Origin of the sequence: Flavobacterium glycogeni, from assembly GCF_048286775.1 — a bacterium.
Taxonomy (GTDB): Bacteria; Bacteroidota; Bacteroidia; order Flavobacteriales; family Flavobacteriaceae; genus Flavobacterium.
In genome coordinates this window covers 36521-61353 of the sequence record NZ_JBLVPV010000001.1, presented here as the reverse complement: position 1 = coordinate 61353, position 24833 = coordinate 36521, and the positions used below count along the sequence as shown (strand labels likewise).

At 35.0% G+C, this 24833-nt stretch carries 16 protein-coding genes; 8 read left to right on the top strand and 8 right to left on the bottom strand.

Annotated elements, in window-relative coordinates; translation table 11 throughout:
• Positions 1-94: 94 nt before the first annotated feature.
• Together ACNQGX_RS00215 and ACNQGX_RS00210 are read right to left on the bottom strand one after the other, a co-directional pair.
• Positions 95-2434 carry an ATP-dependent helicase gene (locus ACNQGX_RS00215; RefSeq protein ID WP_417972932.1) on the bottom strand — a complete coding sequence of 780 codons (2340 nt, stop codon included), beginning with the start codon at positions 2432-2434 and terminating at the stop codon, positions 95-97.
• 179 nt (positions 2435-2613) lie between these two features.
• Positions 2614-3381, bottom strand: coding sequence for a sulfite exporter TauE/SafE family protein (locus ACNQGX_RS00210; RefSeq protein ID WP_417972930.1), 768 nt, complete (start codon positions 3379-3381; stop codon positions 2614-2616).
• A gap of 129 nt (positions 3382-3510) precedes the next feature.
• Between ACNQGX_RS00210 and ACNQGX_RS00205 the strand changes: the two genes are divergently transcribed.
• Positions 3511-4032: a DUF7935 family protein gene (locus ACNQGX_RS00205; protein ID WP_131917260.1), complete on the top strand. Its 522-nt coding sequence runs from the start codon at positions 3511-3513 to the stop codon at positions 4030-4032.
• 99 nt (positions 4033-4131) lie between these two features.
• Here ACNQGX_RS00205 and ACNQGX_RS00200 read toward each other — a convergent pair whose 3' ends face one another.
• Together ACNQGX_RS00200 and ACNQGX_RS00195 are read right to left on the bottom strand one after the other, a co-directional pair.
• Positions 4132-6195 (bottom strand): M1 family metallopeptidase, encoded by a 2064-nt coding sequence (locus ACNQGX_RS00200; RefSeq protein WP_417972928.1) that lies wholly within the window; start codon positions 6193-6195, stop codon positions 4132-4134.
• Positions 6192-6776 (bottom strand): transposase, encoded by a 585-nt coding sequence (locus ACNQGX_RS00195; protein WP_417972926.1) that lies wholly within the window; start codon positions 6774-6776, stop codon positions 6192-6194. Before ACNQGX_RS00195 ends, ACNQGX_RS00200 begins: the two co-directional genes overlap by 4 nt.
• 98 nt (positions 6777-6874) lie before the next feature.
• On the opposite strand from ACNQGX_RS00195, the gene ACNQGX_RS00190 reads away from it, so the two are divergent.
• Entirely contained in the window at positions 6875-7612 is a 738-nt protein-coding gene (locus tag ACNQGX_RS00190) for a Dph6-related ATP pyrophosphatase (protein WP_417973374.1), read from the top strand.
• A 67-nt stretch (positions 7613-7679) separates the two neighbouring features.
• Here ACNQGX_RS00190 and ACNQGX_RS00185 read toward each other — a convergent pair whose 3' ends face one another.
• The 4 genes from ACNQGX_RS00185 to ACNQGX_RS00170 form a co-directional block, all read right to left on the bottom strand.
• On the bottom strand, positions 7680-9164 hold the full coding sequence (locus ACNQGX_RS00185) for an aminopeptidase P N-terminal domain-containing protein (RefSeq protein WP_417972924.1): 1485 nt from the start codon (positions 9162-9164) through the stop codon (positions 7680-7682).
• Between the two features lie 253 nt (positions 9165-9417).
• On the bottom strand, positions 9418-9843 hold the full coding sequence (locus ACNQGX_RS00180) for a hypothetical protein (RefSeq protein ID WP_417972922.1): 426 nt from the start codon (positions 9841-9843) through the stop codon (positions 9418-9420).
• A 216-nt stretch (positions 9844-10059) separates the two neighbouring features.
• Positions 10060-10605, bottom strand: a complete 546-nt coding sequence (locus tag ACNQGX_RS00175; protein ID WP_417972920.1) for a DUF1697 domain-containing protein — start codon at positions 10603-10605, stop codon at positions 10060-10062.
• 104 nt (positions 10606-10709) lie between these two features.
• Positions 10710-12464 (bottom strand): AIPR family protein, encoded by a 1755-nt coding sequence (locus ACNQGX_RS00170; RefSeq protein ID WP_417972918.1) that lies wholly within the window; start codon positions 12462-12464, stop codon positions 10710-10712.
• A gap of 221 nt (positions 12465-12685) precedes the next feature.
• Between ACNQGX_RS00170 and recG the strand changes: the two genes are divergently transcribed.
• From recG to pheT, 6 genes are all read left to right on the top strand, one after another.
• Entirely contained in the window at positions 12686-14791 is a 2106-nt protein-coding gene (recG, locus tag ACNQGX_RS00165; RefSeq protein WP_417972916.1) for an ATP-dependent DNA helicase RecG, read from the top strand.
• A gap of 708 nt (positions 14792-15499) precedes the next feature.
• Positions 15500-16558, top strand: a complete 1059-nt coding sequence (locus tag ACNQGX_RS00160) for an efflux RND transporter periplasmic adaptor subunit (protein ID WP_417972914.1) — start codon at positions 15500-15502, stop codon at positions 16556-16558.
• An 81-nt stretch (positions 16559-16639) separates the two neighbouring features.
• Positions 16640-19822, top strand: a complete 3183-nt coding sequence (locus ACNQGX_RS00155; RefSeq protein ID WP_417972912.1) for an efflux RND transporter permease subunit — start codon at positions 16640-16642, stop codon at positions 19820-19822.
• Positions 19823-19996: 174 nt separating this feature from the next.
• Positions 19997-21307, top strand: coding sequence for a TolC family protein (locus ACNQGX_RS00150; RefSeq protein WP_417973372.1), 1311 nt, complete (start codon positions 19997-19999; stop codon positions 21305-21307).
• Positions 21308-21335: 28 nt separating this feature from the next.
• Positions 21336-22199 carry a bestrophin family protein gene (locus ACNQGX_RS00145; protein WP_417972910.1) on the top strand — a complete coding sequence of 288 codons (864 nt, stop codon included), beginning with the start codon at positions 21336-21338 and terminating at the stop codon, positions 22197-22199.
• A 102-nt stretch (positions 22200-22301) separates the two neighbouring features.
• Positions 22302-24722 (top strand): phenylalanine--tRNA ligase subunit beta, encoded by a 2421-nt coding sequence (pheT, locus tag ACNQGX_RS00140; RefSeq protein WP_417972908.1) that lies wholly within the window; start codon positions 22302-22304, stop codon positions 24720-24722.
• The last annotated feature ends 111 nt before the right edge of the window (positions 24723-24833 follow it).

Genomic DNA, 24833 nt, shown 5'->3' with positions numbered 1-24833 from the left:
GAATTTAATGGTTCTCGATACATTTTTTGTTCCGTTACTCTCCACAAAAAAAACTCGAACAGACGACCAAAAAGAAACTACAAATTAAAAGAAATTACCCAATAATATCCAGTTTTGCAAAGCGCAACAATAATTTCTTTATTCCGCCAATTTCAAATTTGATTTCGGCTTTTTTATCTGCTCCTGTTCCTTCAAGGTTTAATACTTCGCCTTTGCCAAAACGTTCGTGCATCACAATATTTCCGGCAACCAATTTATTATCAAACAAATTCGCACTACCGCTTGCAGCAACAGTATTGGATACAGGTTTCAATTTACGAATATTTATATCCGATTTGGGTTCATTATCGCTAGTATGTTTTGGAGGTGGTGTTCCATTTGCTGGTTTTGCCAGACGCAATCTAGATTTATCCACATCTCCAAAAATATCACTGTCAATCATTGGTTTATACCTGTAATTCGATTCGGCCGGCGTGAGATATTCTAAATACTGTGCGTCAATTTCCTCAATAAATCGGGAAGGTTCGCTATCAGTCAGTTTTCCCCAACGATAGCGTGACTGTGCATACGTCAAATACGCCTGATGCTCAGCGCGAGTCAAGGCCACATAGAACAAACGACGTTCTTCTTCGAGCTCACTTCTCGTACTCATACTCATCGCACTCGGAAACAAATCTTCTTCCATTCCCACCACAAAAACATGAGGGAATTCCAATCCTTTTGCCAAGTGAATCGTCATCAAGGCCACGCGGTCTTCATCACTGGTATCTTTATCTAAATCAGTTGCCAAAGCCACATCTTCCATAAACTCAGACAAGGCGCCACGAGCACCATCAATTTCTTTTTGCCCTTCGGTGAAATCCTTGATACCGTTTAATAATTCCTCTATATTCTGGATTTTAGCCATCCCTTCCGGAGTGGCATCTTTCTTTAATTCTTGAACCAATCCTGTTTTTTTGGCAACGTGATCGGTGATATAGAATGCATCCTGATTTTCATTAATTACCTGAAAACTTTGGATCATCGTCACAAAATCTTGTAATTTTTGTTTGGTTCCCGAATTCAGTTTCAAGTCAATTTTATCAATATTCTGCATCACTTCCCAGATGGAACGTTTGTAGTGATTGGCTGCAATCGTAAGTTTTTCAACAGTTGTATCTCCAATTCCTCGAGCCGGATAATTGATTACACGAACCAAAGCTTCTTCATCTTTTGGATTGATAACCAATCGCAAGTAACACAATACATCCTTGATTTCTTTCCTTTGATAAAAAGATAAACCACCATAAATTCGATACGGAATATCTCTTTTTCTAAGCGCATCTTCCATCGCACGGGATTGTGCATTGGTACGATACAAAATTGCAAAAGAGCCGTTGCTAAGCTGATTTTGCATCTTTTGTTCGAAAATAGTACTGGCCACAAAACGCCCTTCTTCGGCATCGGTCATGCTGCGGTGCACTTTTATTTTTGGACCAAAATCATTCGCAGTCCAAACTATTTTATCCAGCTTTACTTTATTCTTATCGATAATAGTATTTGCTGCTTCCACTATATTTTTTGTCGAACGGTAATTTTGTTCCAATCTAAAGGTTTTTACACCTTCATAATCTTTTTGGAAATTCAAAATGTTGTTGATATTCGCTCCTCGAAATGCGTAAATACTTTGCGCATCATCACCCACCACACAAATATTCTGGAATTTATCAGATAAAGCACGAACAATCAAATATTGAGAATGGTTCGTATCTTGGTACTCATCCACCAAAATATAACGGAAACGGTTTTGATATTTGGCTAAAACTTCCGGAAAACGAGTTAATAATTCATTGGTTTTCAACAATAAATCATCAAAATCCATCGCCCCGGATTTAAAGCATTTATCAACATAATTTTGATAAATTTCCCCTAATCTTGGCTTTTTAGCCATTGCATCCGCTTCTTGTAATTCGGGATTGTTGAAATAGGCTTTTACCGTAATCAAGCTGTTTTTATAACTGGAAATTCTGCTTAAAACCTGTTTTGGTTTATATACATCCCTGTCCAATTGCATTTCTTTGATAATCCCGGAAATGCAACGCAATGAATCTTGGGAATCATAAATCGTAAAATTCGAAGGATATCCCAAATGATCGGCTTCGGAACGTAAAATTCTGGCAAAAACCGAGTGAAATGTTCCCATCCAAAGATTTTTTGCCTCACTTGCACCTACAATCTGAGAGATTCGGGTTTTCATTTCCCGTGCCGCTTTATTGGTAAACGTAAGCGATAAAATATTGAAGGCATCAACACCCTGATTCATCAAATAAGCAATTCTAATAGTCAACACACGTGTTTTCCCAGAGCCCGCACCAGCAATGATAATCATTGGCCCGTCTTTTTGAAGAACAGGTTCACGTTGGGCTTCGTTGAGTTGATCGATATATTTATGCATGGAGAAATTTAAATTTATTATGCAAAAATAAGAATTTAAGATTTAGAAATCGGGTTTAAATTACAATCATAATGAGTTCTGATTTAACCAAAAATTCACTTACTATAAAGTCATTGACAAAGCTGCGAATCTTTAATAATCAATACATAAAAACAATTATCAGTTATAATAATAGGCTTTTATTTGAAAAATACGTCGTACGCAAAACGGATTAAAGTACCGACAACCACAACCAAAAAGAAAATCCGAATAAAACTATTTCCTTTATTAATAGCTAATTTAGCCCCAATCCAACCACCAAGTGCATTACTGGCTGCCATAGGCAATGCAACGGCCCATATTATTTTACCTTTTAAAATAAAAAGGCAAATAGAACCAAAATTAGTAGCCAGATTCACCATTTTGGCATTTGCGGAAGCATGCAAAAAATCGAATCCCATAATGGCAATAAAAGCCATCACCAAAAAACTTCCGGTTCCTGGGCCTATAAATCCATCGTACAAACCAACTACAAAACTAATTCCAATCGCATTCCATATTTGGGTTCTCGAAGAATGATTTTTTTCAATATGTTGCCCAAAATTTTTCTTGGCGTACGTATAAATCACTAAAAAAGAAAGAACTACCAATAATAAAGGCTTCATGAAATCGTTGCTTACATACGTCAACAAAGTAGAACCTAAAAATGCCGAAGGAAATGCCAAAAGCATCATGATAGCCAGCAATTTCCAGTTCATATCCACTTTTTTAAGATATTGATAGGCCGCAAACGAAGTCCCACTAAAAGCGGGAACTTTTAAGGTGCCAATAACGGTTGAAACAGGAAGATTAGGCAATAAAATCAACCCCATAGGTGTTTGTATCAAACCGCCGCCACCGACAATGGCATCAATAAATCCTGCAGCAAAAGCAGCCAAACAAAGTAAAACTAATATGTAGGTTTCCATTTAACTATTATTTTTATAATTCCCGTAGTCGTTGGCAAAAATACCATTCGTATTGATTTATTGCTATTAAAATGGAATTGATTTATAACCAAAAAAGTATATTTTTGCTTTTATAAATTTTATCAAAACATGGATACTACAAAAATTATAGAATTACTAAGTTATACGTTACCGGCAATTGTTACGGGTCTTGTTGCCTATTATTTTTTTGATCTCCATACCAAAAACGAAGAAGGAAGACGTCGTTATTTACTGAACAAGGAAGCACAAAAAAATGCTTTACCCTTGCGTTTGCAAGCGTATGAGCGCATGTCATTGTACATGGAACGCATCAATCCTACTAAATTATTAATTCGAATTGCTCCAATTTCTAATGATAAAAACGATTACGAAAATCTGATAATTACACAAATCGAACAAGAATTTGAACACAATTTAACCCAACAAATATACATGTCAGACGAATGCTGGACGATTATTGTAACGGCAAAAAATGCTACAATCCAAATGATTCGAAAAGCGAATATGAGTGATCGTGTCGACAATGCCGATAAATTACGTGAAGTACTTTTAAGCGATTTGATGGAAAAACAATCACCTAGCAATGCCGCTTTGGCTTACATCAAAAACGAAGTGGGTCAGTTGTGGTAATCTATGAATTGAGTTATGAGTTATAGGTTAAAAGTTATGAGTGCCCTAGGTTTCGGATTACAATTCCTAACTCCTAACTCCTAACTTTTAACTTACTTACTATTCCTTCAACAATCGGTTCAATTGAAACTGTTCCGCTTCATTTAAATTTGACAGTATTCTTTCCAAAGAAACTCTCATTTCTGGATTTTTTAATAATTTTCTAATGTTATCTCTACCAAATTTCGAGAACTGCCACATGTGATGCGTAGTAGCATTTACCAAATTTCCCAAAACAACATCATTTATTATTTTGAAAGTAAGCAATTTCTCCAAAGCATTTTGCCTTGTATTCGCTTCGTAATTAACTGACGAATACTGTATTAGTTCGTTTGCCAATGCTGCTTTATCTATCGTATAATTTGGCGTTGATAAGGCGAGTGTCAACCACAGCGTCCTTAAATTATAATCATTGAAACCCATCCATTTTTTTGATTTATCTAAATATTGAATGCGTTGCTCCGGAAAATTATTCCATAAATTATACAGCGCCATTTCTTGTGTTTGATACGATTTGTCCTCCAATAAAGTTTCATATTGTGCTTTAAAATGCGTTGGAATTTCATTTAGTGATGCTACAATAGCTTGACGAACTTGTACGTTTTTAGTTTCTAAAGCCAACGTTAAGAGCGATTCTTTCTCTTGAAAACGGTCCTCTTTCAATTGGTTTACAACTGCTTCTTTTACCGAAAAATACACCTCAGACTGGAGTGTTTTTTCAAGAAACTCCTTTTTCTCTGACAACGGTTTATTTTTTAATTTATCGATATCAAACAGCACTTGAATTGATTTGTTTTTAAGCAATAAACTATTGGCTTGTTGCGTATTAAAAGCAGTATTTTCAAGCCATACTTTACTAAAATTACCTAAATCATAGTCCGATACTTTTTTGATTTCAGCAAAGAAATCTGGTGTGTTTACACTCTGAAAAGCATGTTTTTTCAAATAGTTTTTTACCGCTTTTTTAAATGCCTTATCGCCTATTTCTTCATGCAAAACAAAAAGTGCCCAAGCGCCCTTTTGATAGAAAGTCAATGAACTGGCTTTGGCATTCAAAACGGGAATGGTATCCGTTCGGGAAGCAAATTTCAGTTGTTGCGCCGACTCATATAATTTCGAATAAAAATAATCTTCGCCATAGATTTCCTTTTCGGCTAGCAACGCATAATAAGTCGCAAAACCTTCCTGCAACCAATGGTGTTTTCCGCTTTCGGCAGTGACTAAATTCCCAAACCACTGATGGACTAATTCATGCGCATTGACATTCGTGTAACTCCTGTCCTCAAGACCTACCGAATCCACCACATAACGTGTGTTGAAAAGCGTTGCCGATGTATTCTCCATTCCGGCATACAAGAAATCCCGAACAGGAACTTGTTTGTAAATCCCCCAAGGAAAATTCACTCCTATTTCTTTTTCTAAAAAATCAAACATCCGTTTTGAATTCCGATAGGTCGGTTCAAACTTTGCTGCATCTTTTGGTTCCAAATACATCTCTAAAGGAATACCCGAGTTTGATTTTTGGATGTTTTTTTCGAATTTGCCGATGGCAAGCATCAATAAATACGAACTCATTGGTTTTTGCATTTGGTATTGCCAAACTGAAAGTCCATCAAGTCCTGATTTAAATTTCAACGTTCCATTTGAAATTATCTGATACTCTTTATTAAATACAATATTCAAATTGAAGACTACTTTTTCATTCACATCATCAAAACTCGGAAACCAATGGCTGGTATATTTTCCTTGTCCTTGCGTCCAAATTTGTACGTTATCATTTGCTTCTGAGCCAATGAAATACATCGTTTGTTTCGGCTTTGCCGAATACTGAAAAGTCAGGTTGTTTTTCCCTTTTTTAAACGGATAAATAATTTGTAATTGTTTCTGTGTATTGCGATAATTAATGGATTTTCCGTTCAGTTTCAGATTCGAAAATTCCATGTTTTGAGCATCAATTTTAATGGTATCGATGGATTTCAAAACGTCAAAATCATAATCCACTTCTCCTGAAACTGTTTTTTCAATTGGATTTATGGCTATTTTTCCCAGAGCCGATTTAAAATCAATAAATTGGGTTTGTTGGGCGAATGTGAACGTGGAAATAAAAAAGAATAGGTATTTCATTCTAAACTGGATTTTATGGAATCAGTATTCCAATTTTTGGGATTATTTTTTATGTACTGATATATTGTATCAAATGAATTATAATTTCGAACGATATGATCGTGATAATTTGATTGCCAAATGGTGTTGACGTCGTGATTCATCAGTACATTTATTTGTTTGGTGGTAACCGATTTAAAAGCAGCAACAAACGACGAAATGGAATTTGGTTTTCGGGATAATTTGGACAATTTCAATTCCGATTCCAATTGTAGAGACGTACAGGGTAGAGACGCACTGCAGTGCGTCTCTACAGACGAGATGGAATTATCATTTTTTATTTCAACCAACAAATGAATATGGTTGGGCATAATAATCCAATTATGGAAAAACCAACGTTCCCTAATTGTAATTGATTTTAATAATTCCGTTTCAATGATTTTTCCGTTATCGTTTAATAGCATTTTATCATCATCAATGGCACCAAAAATACATTCCCTATTTTGAGCAACCAAAGTAAGAAAATAGATAGCTTCACTGGAATAATCCCAATTTTCCAATCGATTTGATTCGGTTTGGTATCTATTTTTAAATAATGGCATTTAAAATGATTAGCATGATTTTCAAAGTTACAAAGGTTTCCCAAACTAATCCGACAAATTTTGTAAGTTTACCTCCAGAAAACCACAAGAAAACTACATTGAAAAAGAAAGCCCTATTTAATTGGAGCAGCGGAAAAGATTCTGCGCTGGCCTTATATAAAACACTACAAAATCCCGAAATTGAAATTGCCTGTTTACTCACCAGCATAAACCAACAGTATCAACGTGTCTCGATGCACGGTGTTAGAGTTGAATTATTGGAACAACAAGCCGAAAGCATCGGATTGCCGCTTGAAATCATGCAAATTCCCGAAATGCCCACGATGGAAGTCTATGAAAATGTGATGCGCGAAACATTGGCTAAACTAAAAAACCAAGGCGTAACGCATTCTATTTTTGGCGATATCTTTCTGGAAGATTTGCGTAAATACCGCGAAGATAAATTAGCCGAAATAGGTTTCGAAGGCGTTTTCCCACTTTGGAAAATACCAACTCACGAAATCATTCAAGAATTTATGGGCTTAGGCTTTAAAACGATTGTGGTTTGTGTCAACGAACGATTCTTGGATAAAAGCTTTGTTGGTCGCATTATCGACCAAGATTTCATCAATGATTTACCTGAAAATGTAGATGTTTGTGGCGAAAACGGCGAATTCCATACCTTCACTTTTGATGGTCCTATTTTCTCGAAACCCATAGATTTTGAAATTGGAGAAATCGTGTACCGAAAATACGAAAAACCAGAAAAAGAAGATTCCTCAGATACCGCTTGCGACACGAGTGCTTCTGATGCATTTGATTTTGGGTTTTGGTATTGTGATCTGGTTCAAAAATAATTTAAATAAAAAACTCCGAAGTCATAAGACAACGGAGTTTCATTTTTATAGAATCTGAACGAAATTACTAATCTAAACTTGGCACAGAAAAAGTATCCAAAACACTTTTTTCATTCATAAGTGCTTCAATTTCATTTGATTTTCTTGGTGCTTCCCCAGATAAATTTACGGGCCCATTTGTGGTAATCAAAATATCATCTTCAATTCGCACCGCAATTCCCCACCATTTTTTATCACAATCACTACCGTTAGGAATGTAAATTCCCGGTTCAACTGTAATAACCATATCGGCTTCAAAAGCATTGTACAAACCCGGATCGTGAACATCTAACCCGATATGATGCGAAGTTCCGTGCGGAAAATATTTTCTGGATTCTTGTTCCGTTCTAACAATTCCTAATTTCACTAAACCGGCACCGATTATTTTACGAGCAGTATCATCCGGCGCATTAAAACTATTTCCCACTTTTGCGGCAGTAATTCCCGCTTCTTGAGCTTCATAAACCAAATCATAAATTAATTTTTGCTCAGTAGAAAATTTTCCGTTAGCAGGAATTGTTCGGGTTACATCAGCAGTATAACCATGATATTCCGCTCCTAAATCCATCAAAACCAAATCATTTTCGACTTTCATTTTACTGTTTTCAATATAATGCAACACACAACCGTTGTTCCCTGCGCCCACGATTGAAGGATAACCCTCAAACTCGCTGCCGTACTTTTTATAGACAAATTCGTGAATTCCCTGTATTTCCGTTTCGGACATTCCAGGATGCATCGCTTTCATGATTTCACGTTGTCCCATTGCCGAAATCCGAACGGCTTTTGTCAGCAAAACCAACTCTTCTTTGGATTTTTTCTCACGCAAACTCGCCATATACGTCAAAATCGATTTGGTATCGATAGTCGCTTTTTTTGCGGTAATACTTTTTTTAAGCCCTAATTCCTTTTGTAAATTCGAATCCGGTTGTGGGCTTACTTTCTCGTTATAACCAATTTGGGATTTAAACGCTCCAATTAATTTGTATAGATCGGCTTTCTCATTTTTCGAATTTCGGGTATCTTCTTCAAATTCCTTAAAGAAAACAGTGTCAAAATTTACATAATCAATCCCCGAATTTAAAAACGCTGCTCCATTCAAAGCATTTTCAAAACCTAACTCTTTTTTAGCGCCTTCCGTTCCTAAACGCACTCCTGTCCATTGTTCCGCTCTTGGATTTTTTTCCTGAACATACAGCAATTCATTCAATGATTTTCCGTCTTTATTGGTTTGATTGTTCGAAAAAATAACCAGAACTGAATTGGGTTCTTTGTATCCTGTTAAATAATAAAAATCAGGATCTTGATGGTAGATAAAATCCACATCATTGGCTCGGTTCCGAATGGGATTTCCAAAAAACACTGCCACACTATTCTCAGGCATTTTAGCACGCAAGGCTTCTCTGCGCTCTTTATGGAATTGAGCCGATAAATAATCGTTTGGATTTCCGTTTTGTGCCATTGAAACACAAACAAAAAACACAGTAAAAACAAAAGAAAGTTTTAAATTCATAGAACTAAATATTAGAGTTTTGCAAAATAAAGACGAGGTTTTGAATGAATTAATTAGTACGTAAATATAATTTTTTTGTGTGTACAAACTAACATTTTTATTGAAAGACTGATTCTTTTATTCGTTTAAAAATAGAAAAAGAGCACCAAAAGTTTTTCAACTTCTGAGTACTCTTTAGCAAAAGTGCTTCATCATTCTAAAATTAACCAAAACTAAATTTTATGAAAAATGGTTTTTAATAAGCACTTATAATTTACTTTTTGTATTCTAATCCTGGACCGTCACAGCTTTTCCAAGTACTGGACAAGGAATTATTGGCAGTCAAATACAGCACTTCTTTTAGATTTCCGTAACAGTTGCCTATAAGTTCGCTGTCATTGGGATATGTTAATTCAAAATAAATTCCGTCTGATTGAGTTGTAGTCGTGTAGGTTCCCGAAATGGAAGTTTTAACCGAATTTCTTTCTCTGGATTTTGTAAATGTTCCGTTAGTGTTGAGTATATAAAATTCCTGCCATTCCATTGCTGCGCCCGTAGTTTCAGAATTAGGAATAGAACCCGACATCGCGACCAAAGTCCATTTCCCATAATAACCAGTGCTATCCATTGTTACAGCATCATCCTTTGAACAAGAACTAAAAACAGAAAGAAAAGCAACAAGAATAACAAGATTTTTCATATATCAGTTTTTACAGATAATATGTAGATGATACATCATACAAAAGGTTGCGTCAAATTATATTTTTTTTTTTCTAAAGTGAAAAAAGTTAAAAATAGATCCTGAAACATCTTTGTTTTGACTCTAAAAAAATACCGGCAATTCGCAATTTTAAATGGATTATAGCATTTATAATTAGCGAATTAGCGGTTAAAACAGACTTAAGTCTTTATTATATTATCTTTCCTCGTAGAGTTTCAGCAACTGCGTCACCGTATTCCAATTGCGGATTGTTGCGGTAACATTCAGTTTTTTCTCGATGTATTTTTGATCAAATCGAGTTTTTCCGGCTCCAACAGCGTATTTAATAAAAATTCTGCTGCCATCAATACTGGCTTCATCCGGCTTGAATTGGCTAATTTTCAAATCATTCATACTGGTGCTTTGCAAGGTCGTAGAAATAAACGCCACGTATAACTTTTTGATATCAATATCCTTTTCCTTCAAAAAAGGATTGCTCTTGAAACACGCTTCCAAGTCTTCTTTGGCAATAACCACAATAGGCACTTCATGACCAAAAACCTTGAAAATTTCCTGTTTGATTTGAAACCCAACTTTTGCAGGACTTTCTTCTTCTGTATCTACAAAAACATTTCCAGATTGAATATAGGTTTGCACATTTTGAAAACCAATGGCTTCCAAAGTTGTTTTGAGTGCCTCCATTTTTATCATACTGTGACCGGAAACATTGATGCCACGAAGCAATGCGAGATGAGTTGTCATTTTTTAAGCTTTTTTATTTTTGCGAAGATATTGTGTTTGGATGGGAATTTCTGTTTGAATTTGATTAAACCATTTCACTTTGAATAAATCTTTTAAAACTACTTTTAGTAGCTAGCTTGATTTTTTACAAAAAAATTGCTTTTTAATTCCAATAAAATCATATCAGTTGTATTTTTTCGTTCTGGTGTTTTTCTATCTCCAAAATCAAGATTTAATTTATCGCTTGTTAAAAATTCTAATGCTTCTTTAAATTTTGAAAGTGTTAATTCTTCATTGTCTAAAACTTCAATAAGTTTATTGCAATATGTTTCTTGCTTTCTTTTATCATCAAAATTTGGAACTGTTTGAGGTAAAACTAAAAATCTGAAAATCATAATTAAATGGTATCTAAATCGTCTCAAATTTTTATCTAATTTACTTTTATTATACAGATTTTCAAGTTTAAAATATGTTAATGAACTTGTATAATAAGGCAAATTATCGTGTTCATGATTAAATATTTCATCTCCCATTTCTTTTGTCAATTTACCATAATACCCAGCAACAAGATGTGGTTTATCAAGAAACATTGAAGCAAAAACTTTAATTTGAGTTTCTCTATTTATAACTCTATACATAGGTATATCAGAACTTTTATATTGATTAGTCCTTCGCTCATAATAAAGTCTATTCTCATTTTTACCAAACGCATCATAAAATAGTTCAAGATTTCTTTGAAACTCTGTTAATGCTTCTAATTCAACTGCATCAACTGCATCAACTGCGGTTTGATTATTAGTTGCACGAGTTATTTGACTTTTAATTTCAGAATCGTTTGTTACGATTATTTTTAAAGGAACGTGCATATTTTCAATGCCAACTACATTTCTATTTTCATAAAGAACATTACTCGTTTGGCAACCATTTACAATTTGATAATTTGTAATTGTAATATTATCTCCCGGTCCTGAAATTTCATCAGCAACAACCGTGACTCCATTGTTTAGAATACAAAATGATTCAATGTTACCTTCTTTTAAAGTATTTGCTATATCAGTGTTTACGGAATTATTTTCCTGTTCTAAATAATCTCTAATATTATCATTAAAAACTGATTTCATTTTACCTGAAGACTCATCTATAATTATTTTTTTGAATTCTGAAAAAGGAATCATTCCAGAATAGGCTACTTTAATTTTTGAAATTGTTGGTATAGTTACTTTCTTTTCAAATTTTATAGTTGCCTCAACTGGTTCTTTTGTTTTTCTGTATAATTGTTGAATTTTTTTTGAATCAATAGGGTAGAAAGTTACTTTTTCAAACAAATTTAAGTTATCCAATTCAGTTATGTTGCTATTGATTACTTCCAAATGATTTTTATCATCATTCCATTTTCCAGTTGTGCAAAAATATAAATTACAAACAGGACTTCTATCTTTCATATACTTTGAATTTTGGTATATAAAATTTTTCATTTCAATAAAATTCTTCATTTCATCAGTTACAAATAAATCTATTTCTTCTTTAAAAAATGATTTTGTCCACCTAAAAAAATTTTCTATTTGTTGACCGTCAAAACTGGATGATGTTTTTGCTTGTATTAGAATAAAATTTGCATTTAGAACTCTATTTAAATCAATGAGTTCTTGAATTTCTTTTACCGAAGAGCAAAGTTTATTATTTACAATTATTCCAATGCCATCAATTCCTTGCGTTGCTGTTCCTGTTGATATACTTTTTTCATCAAATGAAATAGAATCATATTCTTTATTTATTACACAAAAATTTGTAAATAATTCAAATTGGTCACTTACAGGTAGACTTTGATAACCTTTACTTTCAATGAATTCATCTAAAAAACTTCTTGTAATTGTATCCATAATTTTTATTTTTTAATAAAATTGTCAATCGCTATTATGTATCATCTTTTAATAGCAGTATTTACTTTTCAAATATACAAATTTTCCTACTCCATTTCCAAGCATTCCCATTTCCAAATTTCCAAACAAAAAACTATCTTCGCTCCATCAAATTAAAAATCCGTTTTAATCTGCGTTTTTGCTTTTGCAAATCCGTTTTATCTGTGTCCAAAAAAATCTAAATGAGCAATCTCCTACTCACTCCCATTGAATACTTGAAAGGCGTTGGTCCCAATCGGGGCGAATTGCTGCGTAAGGAATTGGGAATTCATAAGTATGTGGATTTGGTTAATTTTTTTCCAAACAGATACATTGACAGAACACGGTATTACAAGATTAACGAACTCCAAAATAACATTGCCGAAGTTCAGATTATCGGTAAAATAATCAACATCAAAACCGTTGAATTTGGCAGAAATCAAAAACGATTGGTGGCCACTTTTGTGGATGATACGGGTCAAATGGAACTTGTTTGGTTTCAAGGTCACAAATGGATTCGGGAGAGTTTAAAACTCAATGTAATCTGTGTAATTTTCGGGAAATGCACGTCTTTTGGAAATGCGTTCAATATGGCACATCCCGAAATCGAACTGATGAGCGAGCACGAACAAAGTCTGCGTTCAGCGATGCAGCCCGTTTATCCTTCGACAGAAACCTTGACCAATCGCGGGATTTCAAACCGAGTGATTAATAAATTGATGCAGCAATTGTTTCTGGAAACACAAGCGCTATTCACAGAAACTTTACCGGATTATTTAATCAACGAATTGAAGCTGATTCCTAAAAAAGCGGCTTTATTCAACATTCATTTTCCAAAAAGCGCAGACGTTTTGGCGAAAGCCAAATTCCGATTAATCTTTGAAGAATTGTTCTTTATTCAGTTGCAATTAATCACGAAGAATCTCATCCGGAAAAATAAAATAAAGGGACATCCGTTTGCAACCGTAGGCGAATATTTCAATGATTTTTATCAAAATCATTTGCCTTTTCAATTGACGAATGCCCAAAAAAGAGTCATCAAGGAAATCCGAACTGACATGGGCAGCAACGCCCAAATGAACCGATTGCTGCAAGGCGACGTAGGTTCCGGAAAAACAATTGTCGCTTTTATGAGCATGCTTTTGGCACTTGATAATGGTTTTCAAGCCTGCTTGATGGCACCTACAGAAATCTTGGCAAACCAGCATTTTATTGGTTTAACTGAATTAGCACAAACATCAGACATCAACATTCGGATCCTAACAGGTTCCACCAAAATAGCGCAACGCAGAATTATCCATGAAGAACTGGAAAACGGTATGTTACACATTCTCATCGGAACGCATGCTTTACTGGAAGACAAAGTAAAATTTAAGAATTTAGGACTGGCTGTAATTGATGAACAACACCGTTTTGGTGTAGAACAACGCTCTAAATTGTGGAAGAAAAATGTGATTCCGCCACACGTTTTGGTAATGACCGCCACGCCTATTCCCCGAACTTTGGCGATGAGTTTGTATGGCGATTTAGACATTTCGGTAATTGATGAATTGCCTCCGGGACGAAAACCGATTCAAACTGTACATCGTTTTGACAGCAATAGATTAAAGGTTTGGAAATTCCTTCGGGACGAAATCGCTTTGGGAAGACAAATCTATATTGTGTATCCGTTGATTCAGGAATCGGAGAAAATGGATTTCAAAGATTTAATGGACGGTTACGAAAGTATTTCCAGAGATTTTCCGTTGCCACAGTATTCGATTTCCATTCTTCACGGAAAGATGAAACCGGCGGATAAAGATGCCGAAATGAAACGCTTTTCGGAAGGGAAAACCAATATTATGGTGGCCACAACGGTAATTGAAGTTGGTGTCAATGTTCCTAACGCCAGTGTGATGATTATTGAAAGTGCGGAACGTTTTGGATTATCGCAACTGCATCAGCTTCGCGGTCGCGTGGGTCGTGGTGCGGAACAAAGTTATTGCATCCTGATGACGAGCCATAAATTGAGTTCCGACAGTAAAACCCGAATGGAAACGATGGTACAAACAAACGATGGTTTCGAAATTGCCGAAGTCGACTTAAAGCTTCGTGGTCCGGGAGATTTAATGGGAACCCAACAAAGCGGCGTTTTAAATCTTCAAATTGCTGATTTGGTTCGAGACAGAGATACTTTGGCATTAGCCAGAAATTATGCTTTGAAATTACTTAAGGAAGATGCCGGAATGCAAAAACCGGAACATGCCGCTTTGAGAGCTGTTTTTATCGAAATGACCAAAAAGAAAAACATCTGGAATTATATTAGTTAAGTCTTTTTTGCGTGTAATAATTTTTCTATTCTCGATACGATTTTTTTCAAAAATCGAACGGACAAACACAAGATACCTTGATTAACGTCTCTTCGAGGCTTAATTTTTTTACAAAAAAAGCAATATAAAATGACATTCAAACCGTCACCCTGAGCGCAGTCGAAGGGCTACGTAATAAAAAACGTCAATGGTAGTGTTTTTGGCTTGAAAAAATTAGGTTTGAAAACGGAATTTGATAAGCCAAAAATGTATCGAGAAGTTTTCTCTACATAATGGTTCTCGATACATTTTTATAAAAATGCTGTCGCTATTTTATAAAACAACTCGAACTGACGTTTTGAATAATTGCACCTAACTGGTTCGTTAACTATTATTAAAAAACTAATTTCTTTTTTTAATAAAAAATCAAAGCCAAAACTTATATGAACTTACATTTCTTATATGTTTCAAATTACCTATTAAATTTATTTTCTTGAAAAAGGTCTCTTTTTTCTATTCTTGATTAAACCATTTGATTTTTTAATAGTCCTAGAAAATCGAAAGGTGTGATTGCTTCCTCCCATTAGTAGATGCTATATTTTCTAAGTGTTAATATTTGTATGTACAAACGTTAAATAAAAATTAACAAGATCACAATTCCCATTTCTAAAACCTAAATTTGTTTTTAACTAAAAATACTGAAACCTAATCCTACTTTACTCTATACCTATGAAAATTAAATACCTAGTTTATGCCTTGTTAACTATCGGAATCATTGGATTTATTGGCTACCGAATCACAGAAAATAAAACCAAAAATGGAGATTCAAAAGACCAAAAAGGAAAAGGCAAGTCCATGAGCGTAAACGGAATTGTGGCAACACCACAAACTTTTGACAATAATTTATCCCTTTCCGGTTCTATTGAAGCCAATGAACAAGTCGAAATTCGCAGTGAAGTTTCTGGAATTGTTGAGGCCATTTATTTTCAGGAAGGAAGCAACGTGAGCAAAGGACAGGTACTTTTTAAAGTAAATGATTTAGAGTTAAGAGCGCAATTGAGACAAACTTCCACCCGAGAAGGATTGGCTTCGGAAAACGAAAGAAGAGCTAAATTGTTATTACAAAAAGAAGCTATCAGTCAGGAAGAATATGATTTAGCCAGAGCCGATTTAAAATCGGCACAAGCACAAAGTCAGTTGATAAAAGCACAAATTGCAAAAACATCGGTTAGAGCGCCATTCTCAGGAAGAATCGGATTGCGTTCCATTTCACCGGGAACCTACATTACGCCTGCCATTTTGGTGGCGAAATTAGTAAATACAGGAAAGCTAAAAATCACTTTTTCAATCCCTGAAAAATACGCCAGCCAAGTAAAAACGAATACCAACATCAGTTTTACCGTTTCGGGTTCTACTGAAAAGTATACCGCTAAAGTATATGCCATTGAGCCTGAAGTGGCAGTAGCTACCAGAACATTACAAGTTCGTGCGATTGCCGATAACAAAAACGGAAAATTATTACCCGGAACGTTTGCTGATGTCGAATTGCCTTTGGATATCATAAAAGACGCTATCGTTGTACCAACAGAAGCAATTATTCCAGTACAAAACGGTAAAAAAGTTTTCATCTCCAGTAATGGCCAGGCCAAAGAAGTGATGATAGAAACTGCTACAAGAACGGATGCCTCTATTTTAGTACTTTCAGGTTTGAAAGCGGGTGATACCATTATTACCAGTGGTGTTATGTCTCTAAAAAATGAAACTCCTGTGACCGTTAAAATAAAATAATTTTAAAAGTTATAAATTATGAATTATGAGTTACACAGTGTAACTCATAATTCATAATTTATAACTCATAATTCAAAAAAAATGAGTTTATCCACAACAAGTATTAGAAGACCCGTATTTACTATAGTAATCAATTTATCCATCGTGTTGTTTGGAATAATTGGTTATACTTTTCTGGGCGTTCGAGAATTCCCATCTATTGATCCTGCGCAAGTTTCCATCAGTACTCGATATGCCGGTGCGAATGCTGATATTATTGAGTCGCAAATTACGGAACCCTTAGAAAAAGCAATCAATTCCATTGATGGGATTAGAAACGTAACTTCTTCAAGTGCGCAAGGAAGCAGTAACATCACCATCGAATTTAATCTGGATAAGGATCTGGAAGAAGCGGCAAATGACGTGAGAGATAAAGTTTCTCAAGCAGTTAGAAATCTTCCACAAGATATCGATTCCCCTCCTGTGGTTTCTAAGGCTGATGCCAATGGTGATGCGATCATATCAATGACCGTTCAAAGTGATACCAGAAACGCATTGGAATTAAGTGATTATGCCGAAAATGTAATTTCACAACGATTAGAAACGATTCCTGGCGTGAGCGGTGTCCAAATTTGGGGACAAAAAAGATATGCAATGCGTTTGTGGATTGATCCTGTGAAACTGGCTTCCTACGGTTGCACTGTATCTGAAGTGAGAGATGCCTTGAACAAACAAAATGTAGAATTACCTTCCGGAAAACTAACCGGAGACAACACTGAATTGACAGTAAAAACAGTGGGAAACCTTTCTACTGCTGAAGAATTCAACAATATCATTATTCGTTCCGAAGGGGAAAAAGTAGTTCGCTTTAGCGATGTTGGAACAGCAACTCTTGGACCTGAAAATATGGAGACCAAAATGACCCAATCAGGAACGCCTTTAGTTGGTGTTGCCATTGTGCCACTTCCCGGAGCCAATTATTTAGATATTTCTACTGCTTTTTATAAGGAATTCGAAAAATTAAAAAAGGATTTACCAAAAGATATTCAACTAAATATAGCCATTGACAATACCATTTTTGTAAAAAAATCAGTTATTGAAGTTGCTGAAACATTAGGAATTTCTATTGTTTTGGTGATTTTAATCATCTATTTATTCTTCAGGGATTGGGCAATCGCCTTCAGACCATTAATTGATATTCCTGTTTCGTTGATTGCTACTTTCTTTATCATGTGGCTTTTCGGGTTTTCTATAAATGTATTGACTTTACTGGCTATCGTTTTGGCAACAGGATTGGTGGTCGATGATGGAATTGTAGTCACCGAAAATATTTTCAAAAAAGTAGAAGAAGGCATGACGCCTATCGAGGCAGCCATCAAAGGATCGAACGAAATATTTTTTGCGGTAATTTCCATTTCGATAACCTTAGCAGCGGTATTTCTTCCTGTGATTTTTCTCGAAGGATTTGTCGGGCGATTGTTTAGGGAATTTGGCGTCGTCATAGGTGCTGCGGTATTAATTTCGGCTTTTGTATCGTTGACATTAACGCCTATGTTAAACGCCTATTTGATGAAAGGCGGCGAACAAAAAAAATCAAAATTCTACATTCGTACCGAACCGTATTTTCAAAAACTAAACAGTGGTTACGCCAGTGCATTAAGCCGTTTTATGAAGAAAAAATGGTTGAGCTTCCCTATTTTATTTGCTTGTTTTGGATTAATTTATTTGTTTTTCAACCTTTTGCAAAAAGAAACCGCACCTTATGATGACCGCAGTGGTTTTGTCTTGCGTATGTCTACACCCGAAGGTTCTTCCTATGAATACACGGATCGTTTCATGCAAGAAGTGTCTAAATTAGTAGATGACTCGATTCCCAGTAAAAAAGTGGCCTTGGTTATTACCTCTCCCGGCTTTGGATCTTCATCCGTAAACAGTGGTTTTATTCGGGTATCATTGGTTCAGCCAGATAAAAGAAAGGATTCTCAAAAAGAAATTGCTGCTAAATTAACCAAATGGACCAAGCAATATCCTGATGCTAAAACCTCCGTTATTGAGCAACCTACAATCGCGGTGAACAGACGTGGAGGATTGCCGATTCAGTACATTATACAAGCTCCAAACTTTAAAAAACTAGAAGAAAAGATTCCTGTTTTCATGGATGAAGTGTCACAAAACCCAACTTTTGCGGTTAGTGATGTGAATTTAAAATTCAATAAACCTGAAGTCAATGTCACAATTGACAGAGAAAAAGCGGAAAGTTTAGGAATTTCAGTTATTGATATTGCACAAACGCTACAGCTTTCATTGAGCGGACAACGTTTTGGTTATTTCATGAGAAATGGAAAACAGTATCAGGTTATTGGACAATTTGACCAAAAAGACCGTTCGAAACCATTGGATTTAACGTCGATGTATGTCAAAAATAATTTGGGACAATTAATCCAAATGGACAATGTGGTAACTATTGAAGAAAAAAGTAATCCGCCACAATTATACCACAACAACCGCTATATGGCAGCAACTGTTTCTGCTGGTCTTGCTCCAGGCAAAAGTATCAGCGATGGAATTGATGCGATGAACGAAATTAAAGCTAAAGTTCTTGACGATACGTTTACCACCGATTTAGGTGGAGAATCAAGAGATTTTGTCGAAAGTAGTTCGAATACTGCTTTTGCATTCGGATTGGCTTTGGTACTGATATTTTTGATTTTAGCGGCACAATTTGAAAGTTTCATTGATCCTTTTATCATTATTTTGACCGTTCCGATGGCCGTTGCAGGAGCGTTATTCTCATTGTGGTTATTTGACCAGACTTGGAATATTTTCAGCCAAATTGGAACCGTAATGTTAATTGGTTTGGTTACCAAGAATGGAATCTTAATCGTCGAATTTGCGAATCAGCTTCGAGAACAGGGAAAATCGAAAATCGATGCGATATTAGAAGCCTCGGAAGCGAGACTTCGACCAATTTTAATGACGAGTTTAGCCATTTCATTAGGGGCGTTACCGATTGCTTTGTCTCTTGGAGCTGCTTCTACCAGTAGAATTGGAATGGGAGTTGTGATTGTAGGTGGAACTATTTTCTCTTTGGTTTTAACGTTGTTTGTTATTCCAGCCATGTATTTGATGTGGTCTAAAGCCAGAAAACATTATCCTGAATTTGATCATATTGAAGAATATGAAACCAGCATTAAAAAAGATTTTTCTTCCAATGAAATAAAAAAGCTGGTTCCTGACGACCTTAGGCAAATAATAATTTCACCGGAAGAAAAAGAAGTTAAATAGCATATTTCCTTTTTCATTTATATTAAAAAACTTATATGAACTTAAATATCTTATATGTTTTAAAACACATAAGATATTTAAGTTCATATAAAAAATAAATACTTTTTAATTCTTAGTCAAATGATTTTTTGTTTTTCAAGAATTTAATGATTTTTTAAAAGATGTTGAATTATGATGAATACTAAAATACTATTTCAAAGCTTTATACTACTCCTATTTTGTGCAGCTAAAACCAATGCTCAAGAAGTTTTGACATTGGAAAGCGCAGTAAAAATTGCATTGGAAAACAATTACGAAATAAAAATTGCCACCAATAATTTAACCATTGAAAAAACAAACGTAGCTATTGGAAATGCAGGAATGTTGCCTAAAGTTACTGCAACCGTTGTGGATAACAACAGTATTCAGAATAGTTCACAAACACGTCAGGACGGAACAAAAACGGAATTAGACAATGCCAAAAACAATAGTTTGACGTATGGCGTTGGGCTGGATTGGACTGTTTTTGATGGTCTGCGAATGTTTGCCAGACTGGATCAGTTGAAAGAATTGCAAAAATTAGGTGAAGCGCAATTAAAGTTAACCGTAATCACAAGAATCAGTGACGTGAATGCTGCGTATTACGATTTGGTTCAACAACAACAACAATTAGCTGCTTTGGATACAACAATTGTTATTTCGAATCAGCGATTGACTTTGGCACAAAACAGATTTACCATTGGAAAAGCATCTAAATTAGAAGTTTTGAATGCCCAAGTAGATTTGAATACGGATCAGGTTGCGTTGTTAAGACAAAAAGAATTGTATGCTAACAGTAAAATTTTATTAAACCAACTGTTGGCCAGAGATGTTACCACTGATTTCAAAGTAATTGATGAACTTGAAGTGGACGCACTATTAGTGCTGCCGGAACTAACCGCTTTGGCCGAAAAACAAAACCCACAATTAGAAGCCCAGATTATCAATAAAAGAGTAGCCGAATTAGAATTAAAACAAATAAAAGCGGCACGTTATCCTACCGTTCGAGTGAATACGGCCTATAATTTTTCTGAAAGTCAATCCAGTCTTGGGTTTGTGTCACAATCCCAATCCAGAGGTCTGAACTATGGCTTTAGCGCTTCATTGAATATATTCGATGGTTTTTCACAAAACCGAAATGAGAAAATCGCCAAGATTCAAATTGAAAATTCTAAAATTACAATTGAACAACAAAATTTGGCTTTAAACTCACAATTGGCTACTTCTTATCAAACGTATTTGACTAATCTAGAATTGATTGCTTTAGAAGAAAAAAACGAATCGATTGCGAAACAAAATCTGAATATTACTTTAGATAAATTCCGTATTGGAACCATTACTACTTTAGAATTCAGAACCGCACAATTGAATTATGTGAATGCCAAAGTGCGCTACAGCAATGCTCAATTTCTAGGCAAATTATCTGAAATTGCGCTTCGAGAATTGGCGGGAAATCTTAATTTTTGATTTACTTTTGCTAAAAATAGTATCTTAAATGGTTTCATACAATACAAAAGACTGGTTCACCTTTATTTTTCGTTTTCACAAAGCGGACACTTTTAGAACATTAATGCCAATAATGTTCGCTATTGGGCTTTATTCTGGTATTATCGGTTATTTAGAAGTTGAATATTGGAAATTATCCGACACCAGTTATGTAAAAAACATTACGATCATGCACGGAATGTTAGGTTTCGTGATTTCATTATTACTCGTTTTCAGAACCAATACCGCGTATGACCGTTGGTGGGAAGGTCGAAAAATGTGGGGAGCATTAGTCAACAACAGCCGTAATTTCTCCATAAAATTATCGGCAATGTTGCATGATGAAAAAGATCGTAAATACTTTCGAAAAATGATTCCCGGTTATGCTTCCATTTTGCATAAACATTTGAATGATGATGATACCGGCAAACAATTATTTGAAGATGTAGATTTAGAAATTGATCATCACAAACACAAACCCAATCAGGTAGCCAAAATGTTGTTTCAGAAGATTAATGATTTATACGATTCTAAAAAAATAACTGGCGATCAACTGATTATTTTAAACGAAGAAGTAAAATCGTTTACTGATATTTGCGGCGCTTGTGAACGAATCAAAAACACGCCTATTCCCTACTCTTACAGTGCTTTTCTTAAAAAATTCATCTTCTTTTATGTGATGACTTTGCCTTTTGGATATTCTTTTAGTTTGGGTTATTATGTAGTTCCGGTTGTCGTATTTATTTTTTATGTTTTGGCGAGTTTAGAATTAATTGCTGAGGAAATTGAAGACCCTTTTGGAAGCGATGAAAATGATTTGCCGACTCAAAAAATTGCTGAAAACATCAAAAAACATGTCGAAGAATTAATTTAAAAGGACGCAGAAAAATAGAATAAGGTTTTAAAACTTTGTTCCCTACTAACTTTGAACCTCAAGAAACATTGATTATATTTGCAATCTCATTAAAATTGACAGATGAAAATATCTTACAACTGGTTAAAACAATTCATTAAAATAGACTGGAAATCCGAAGAAACAGCAGCTTTACTAACTGATTTAGGTCTGGAAGTAGAAATCGTTGACAAATACCAATCGGTAAAAGGCGGATTAGAAGGCATTGTTGTAGGACATGTTCTTACCTGTATTCAACATCCGGATGCCGACAGACTAAAAATAACTACCGTAGACTTGGGTAATGGTACTCCTATTCAGATTGTTTGTGGCGCCAGTAATGTTGCCGCGGGACAAAAAGTGCCAGTTGCTACAATTGGTACTACATTATACGATGCAGCTGGAGTTGCTTTTTCAATCAAAAAAGGAAAAATACGCGGACAGGAAAGTCACGGAATGATTTGTGCCGAAGATGAATTGGGTCTTGGTGAAAGCCACGACGGAATTATGATACTCGACGATGCATTACTACCCGGAACTCCTGCTGCAACCGTTTTCAAAATTGAAAATGACGAAGTTTTCGAAATTGGATTAACCCCCAATCGTGCTGATGCGATGAGCCATTTAGGAACTGCCCGAGATTTGAGAGCCGGAATGTTGCAAAGTGGTGTCAATGTAGAATTGATTACACCTTCAGTGAGTAATTTCAGAGTGGACAAAAGAACTTTGAAAATTGACATTGACGTAAAAGAACCTAAACTTGCTCCCAGATATTGTGGCGTAACGATTTCTGGAATTGAAGTGAAACCTTCCCCAGCTTGGTTACAAAACAGATTGAAAGCCATTGGATTAAATCCAAAAAACAATATTATCGATGTTACTAATTACGTTTTACACGAATTAGGTCAGCCGCTTCACGCCTTTGATGCTTCAAAAATTAACGGTAAAATAATAGTTCAAACACTTCCTGCCGGAACAAAATTTACTACACTTGATGATATCGAAAGAACCTTACACGAAGAAGATTTAATGATTTGTGATGAAAAAGGACCTTTATGTATTGCAGGAGTTTTTGGTGGAAAAAAATCAGGAGTATCTGAGAATACCAATTCTATATTTTTAGAAAGCGCCTATTTCAATCCGGTAAGCATTCGTAAAACGGCTAAAAGACATCAATTAAACACTGATGCTTCTTTCCGTTTTGAAAGAGGAATTGACCCGACTATTACAGAATACGCATTGAAACGTGCTGCATTATTGATTCAAGAGGTAGCTGGCGGAGAAATAACATCGGATGTTGTTAATGTGTACCCAAAGAAAATGGAAGACTTTTCTGTGTTTTTAAACTTCAGCAACGTGGCTAAAATTATCGGACAGGAATTACCAAAAGATACCATTAAGAAAATATTGGTTTCATTAGACATCAAAGTAAACAGCGTTTCGGATGCTGGATTGGGATTGACTATTCCTTCTTACCGTGTTGACGTTCAGAGGGAAATAGATGTTATAGAAGAGATATTGAGAGTGTATGGATACAACAATATTAATTTCTCTAAAAAACTGAATGCTACGGTTTCTAATTCTCCAAGAAACGAAGATTATAAAATACAAAATGTGATTGCCACACAATTGAATTCTCAAGGATTTAATGAAATGATGGCGAATTCATTGACGACTGCGTCTTATGTTGAACTTTCAGAAATGTTGAATCCGGCACACAACGTAACAATGCTTAATCCGTTAAGTACTGATTTAGCTACCATGCGTCAATCTTTATTGTTTTCCGGACTAGAAGCAATCTCTTATAATATCAATCGCAAAAATGCCGATTTGAAATTGTTTGAATTTGGAAAAACGTACCATAACTATCTTGCCGGTTACGAAGAGAAAAAACATCTGACTTTATTCCTTTCTGGGAATAGAAATCAAGAAAATTGGACCAGCGCTCAAAAACCAACTGATTTCTTTTTGTTTAAAGGATATGTAAATGGGATTCTTTCTCGATTAGGCATTCAGAAAACACAAAATGTACCAGTAACTTCGGATGTATTTTCTGAAGGGATTGCTATTAGTGTTGGAACGGAAATACTGGTAGAATTAGGAGTCGTTAAAAAATCAATACTAAAACATTTTGGAATCAAACAAGAAGTTTTTTTCGCAGATTTTAACTGGGCTTTGATTCTGAAATTGATTTCAACCAAGATTAAATATACTGAGATTCCTAAATACCCGGAAGTTCGTAGAGATTTAGCGTTGCTAATTGATCAAAACGTGACGTATGACAGTATTTATACTATTGCACGTCAAACGGAGAAATCGCTCTTAAAAGACATTAATTTATTTGATGTGTATGAAGGTCAAAATCTTCCTGAAGGTAAAAAATCATATGCGCTAAGTTTTACCATTCAAGACAGTTCTAAAACATTAACCGACACGCAAATTGATAAAATTATGAGCAAACTGCAAAATAATTTTGAAACTGAACTTGGAGCAAGTTTGAGATAATAACTATTTTTATAAAATATGAAATACCAATTCTAAATTTAGAATTGGTATTTTTTTTATACTTTAATTGAACCCAAAAATTAAAAAAAACAAATTCTAATAGTTAACTGG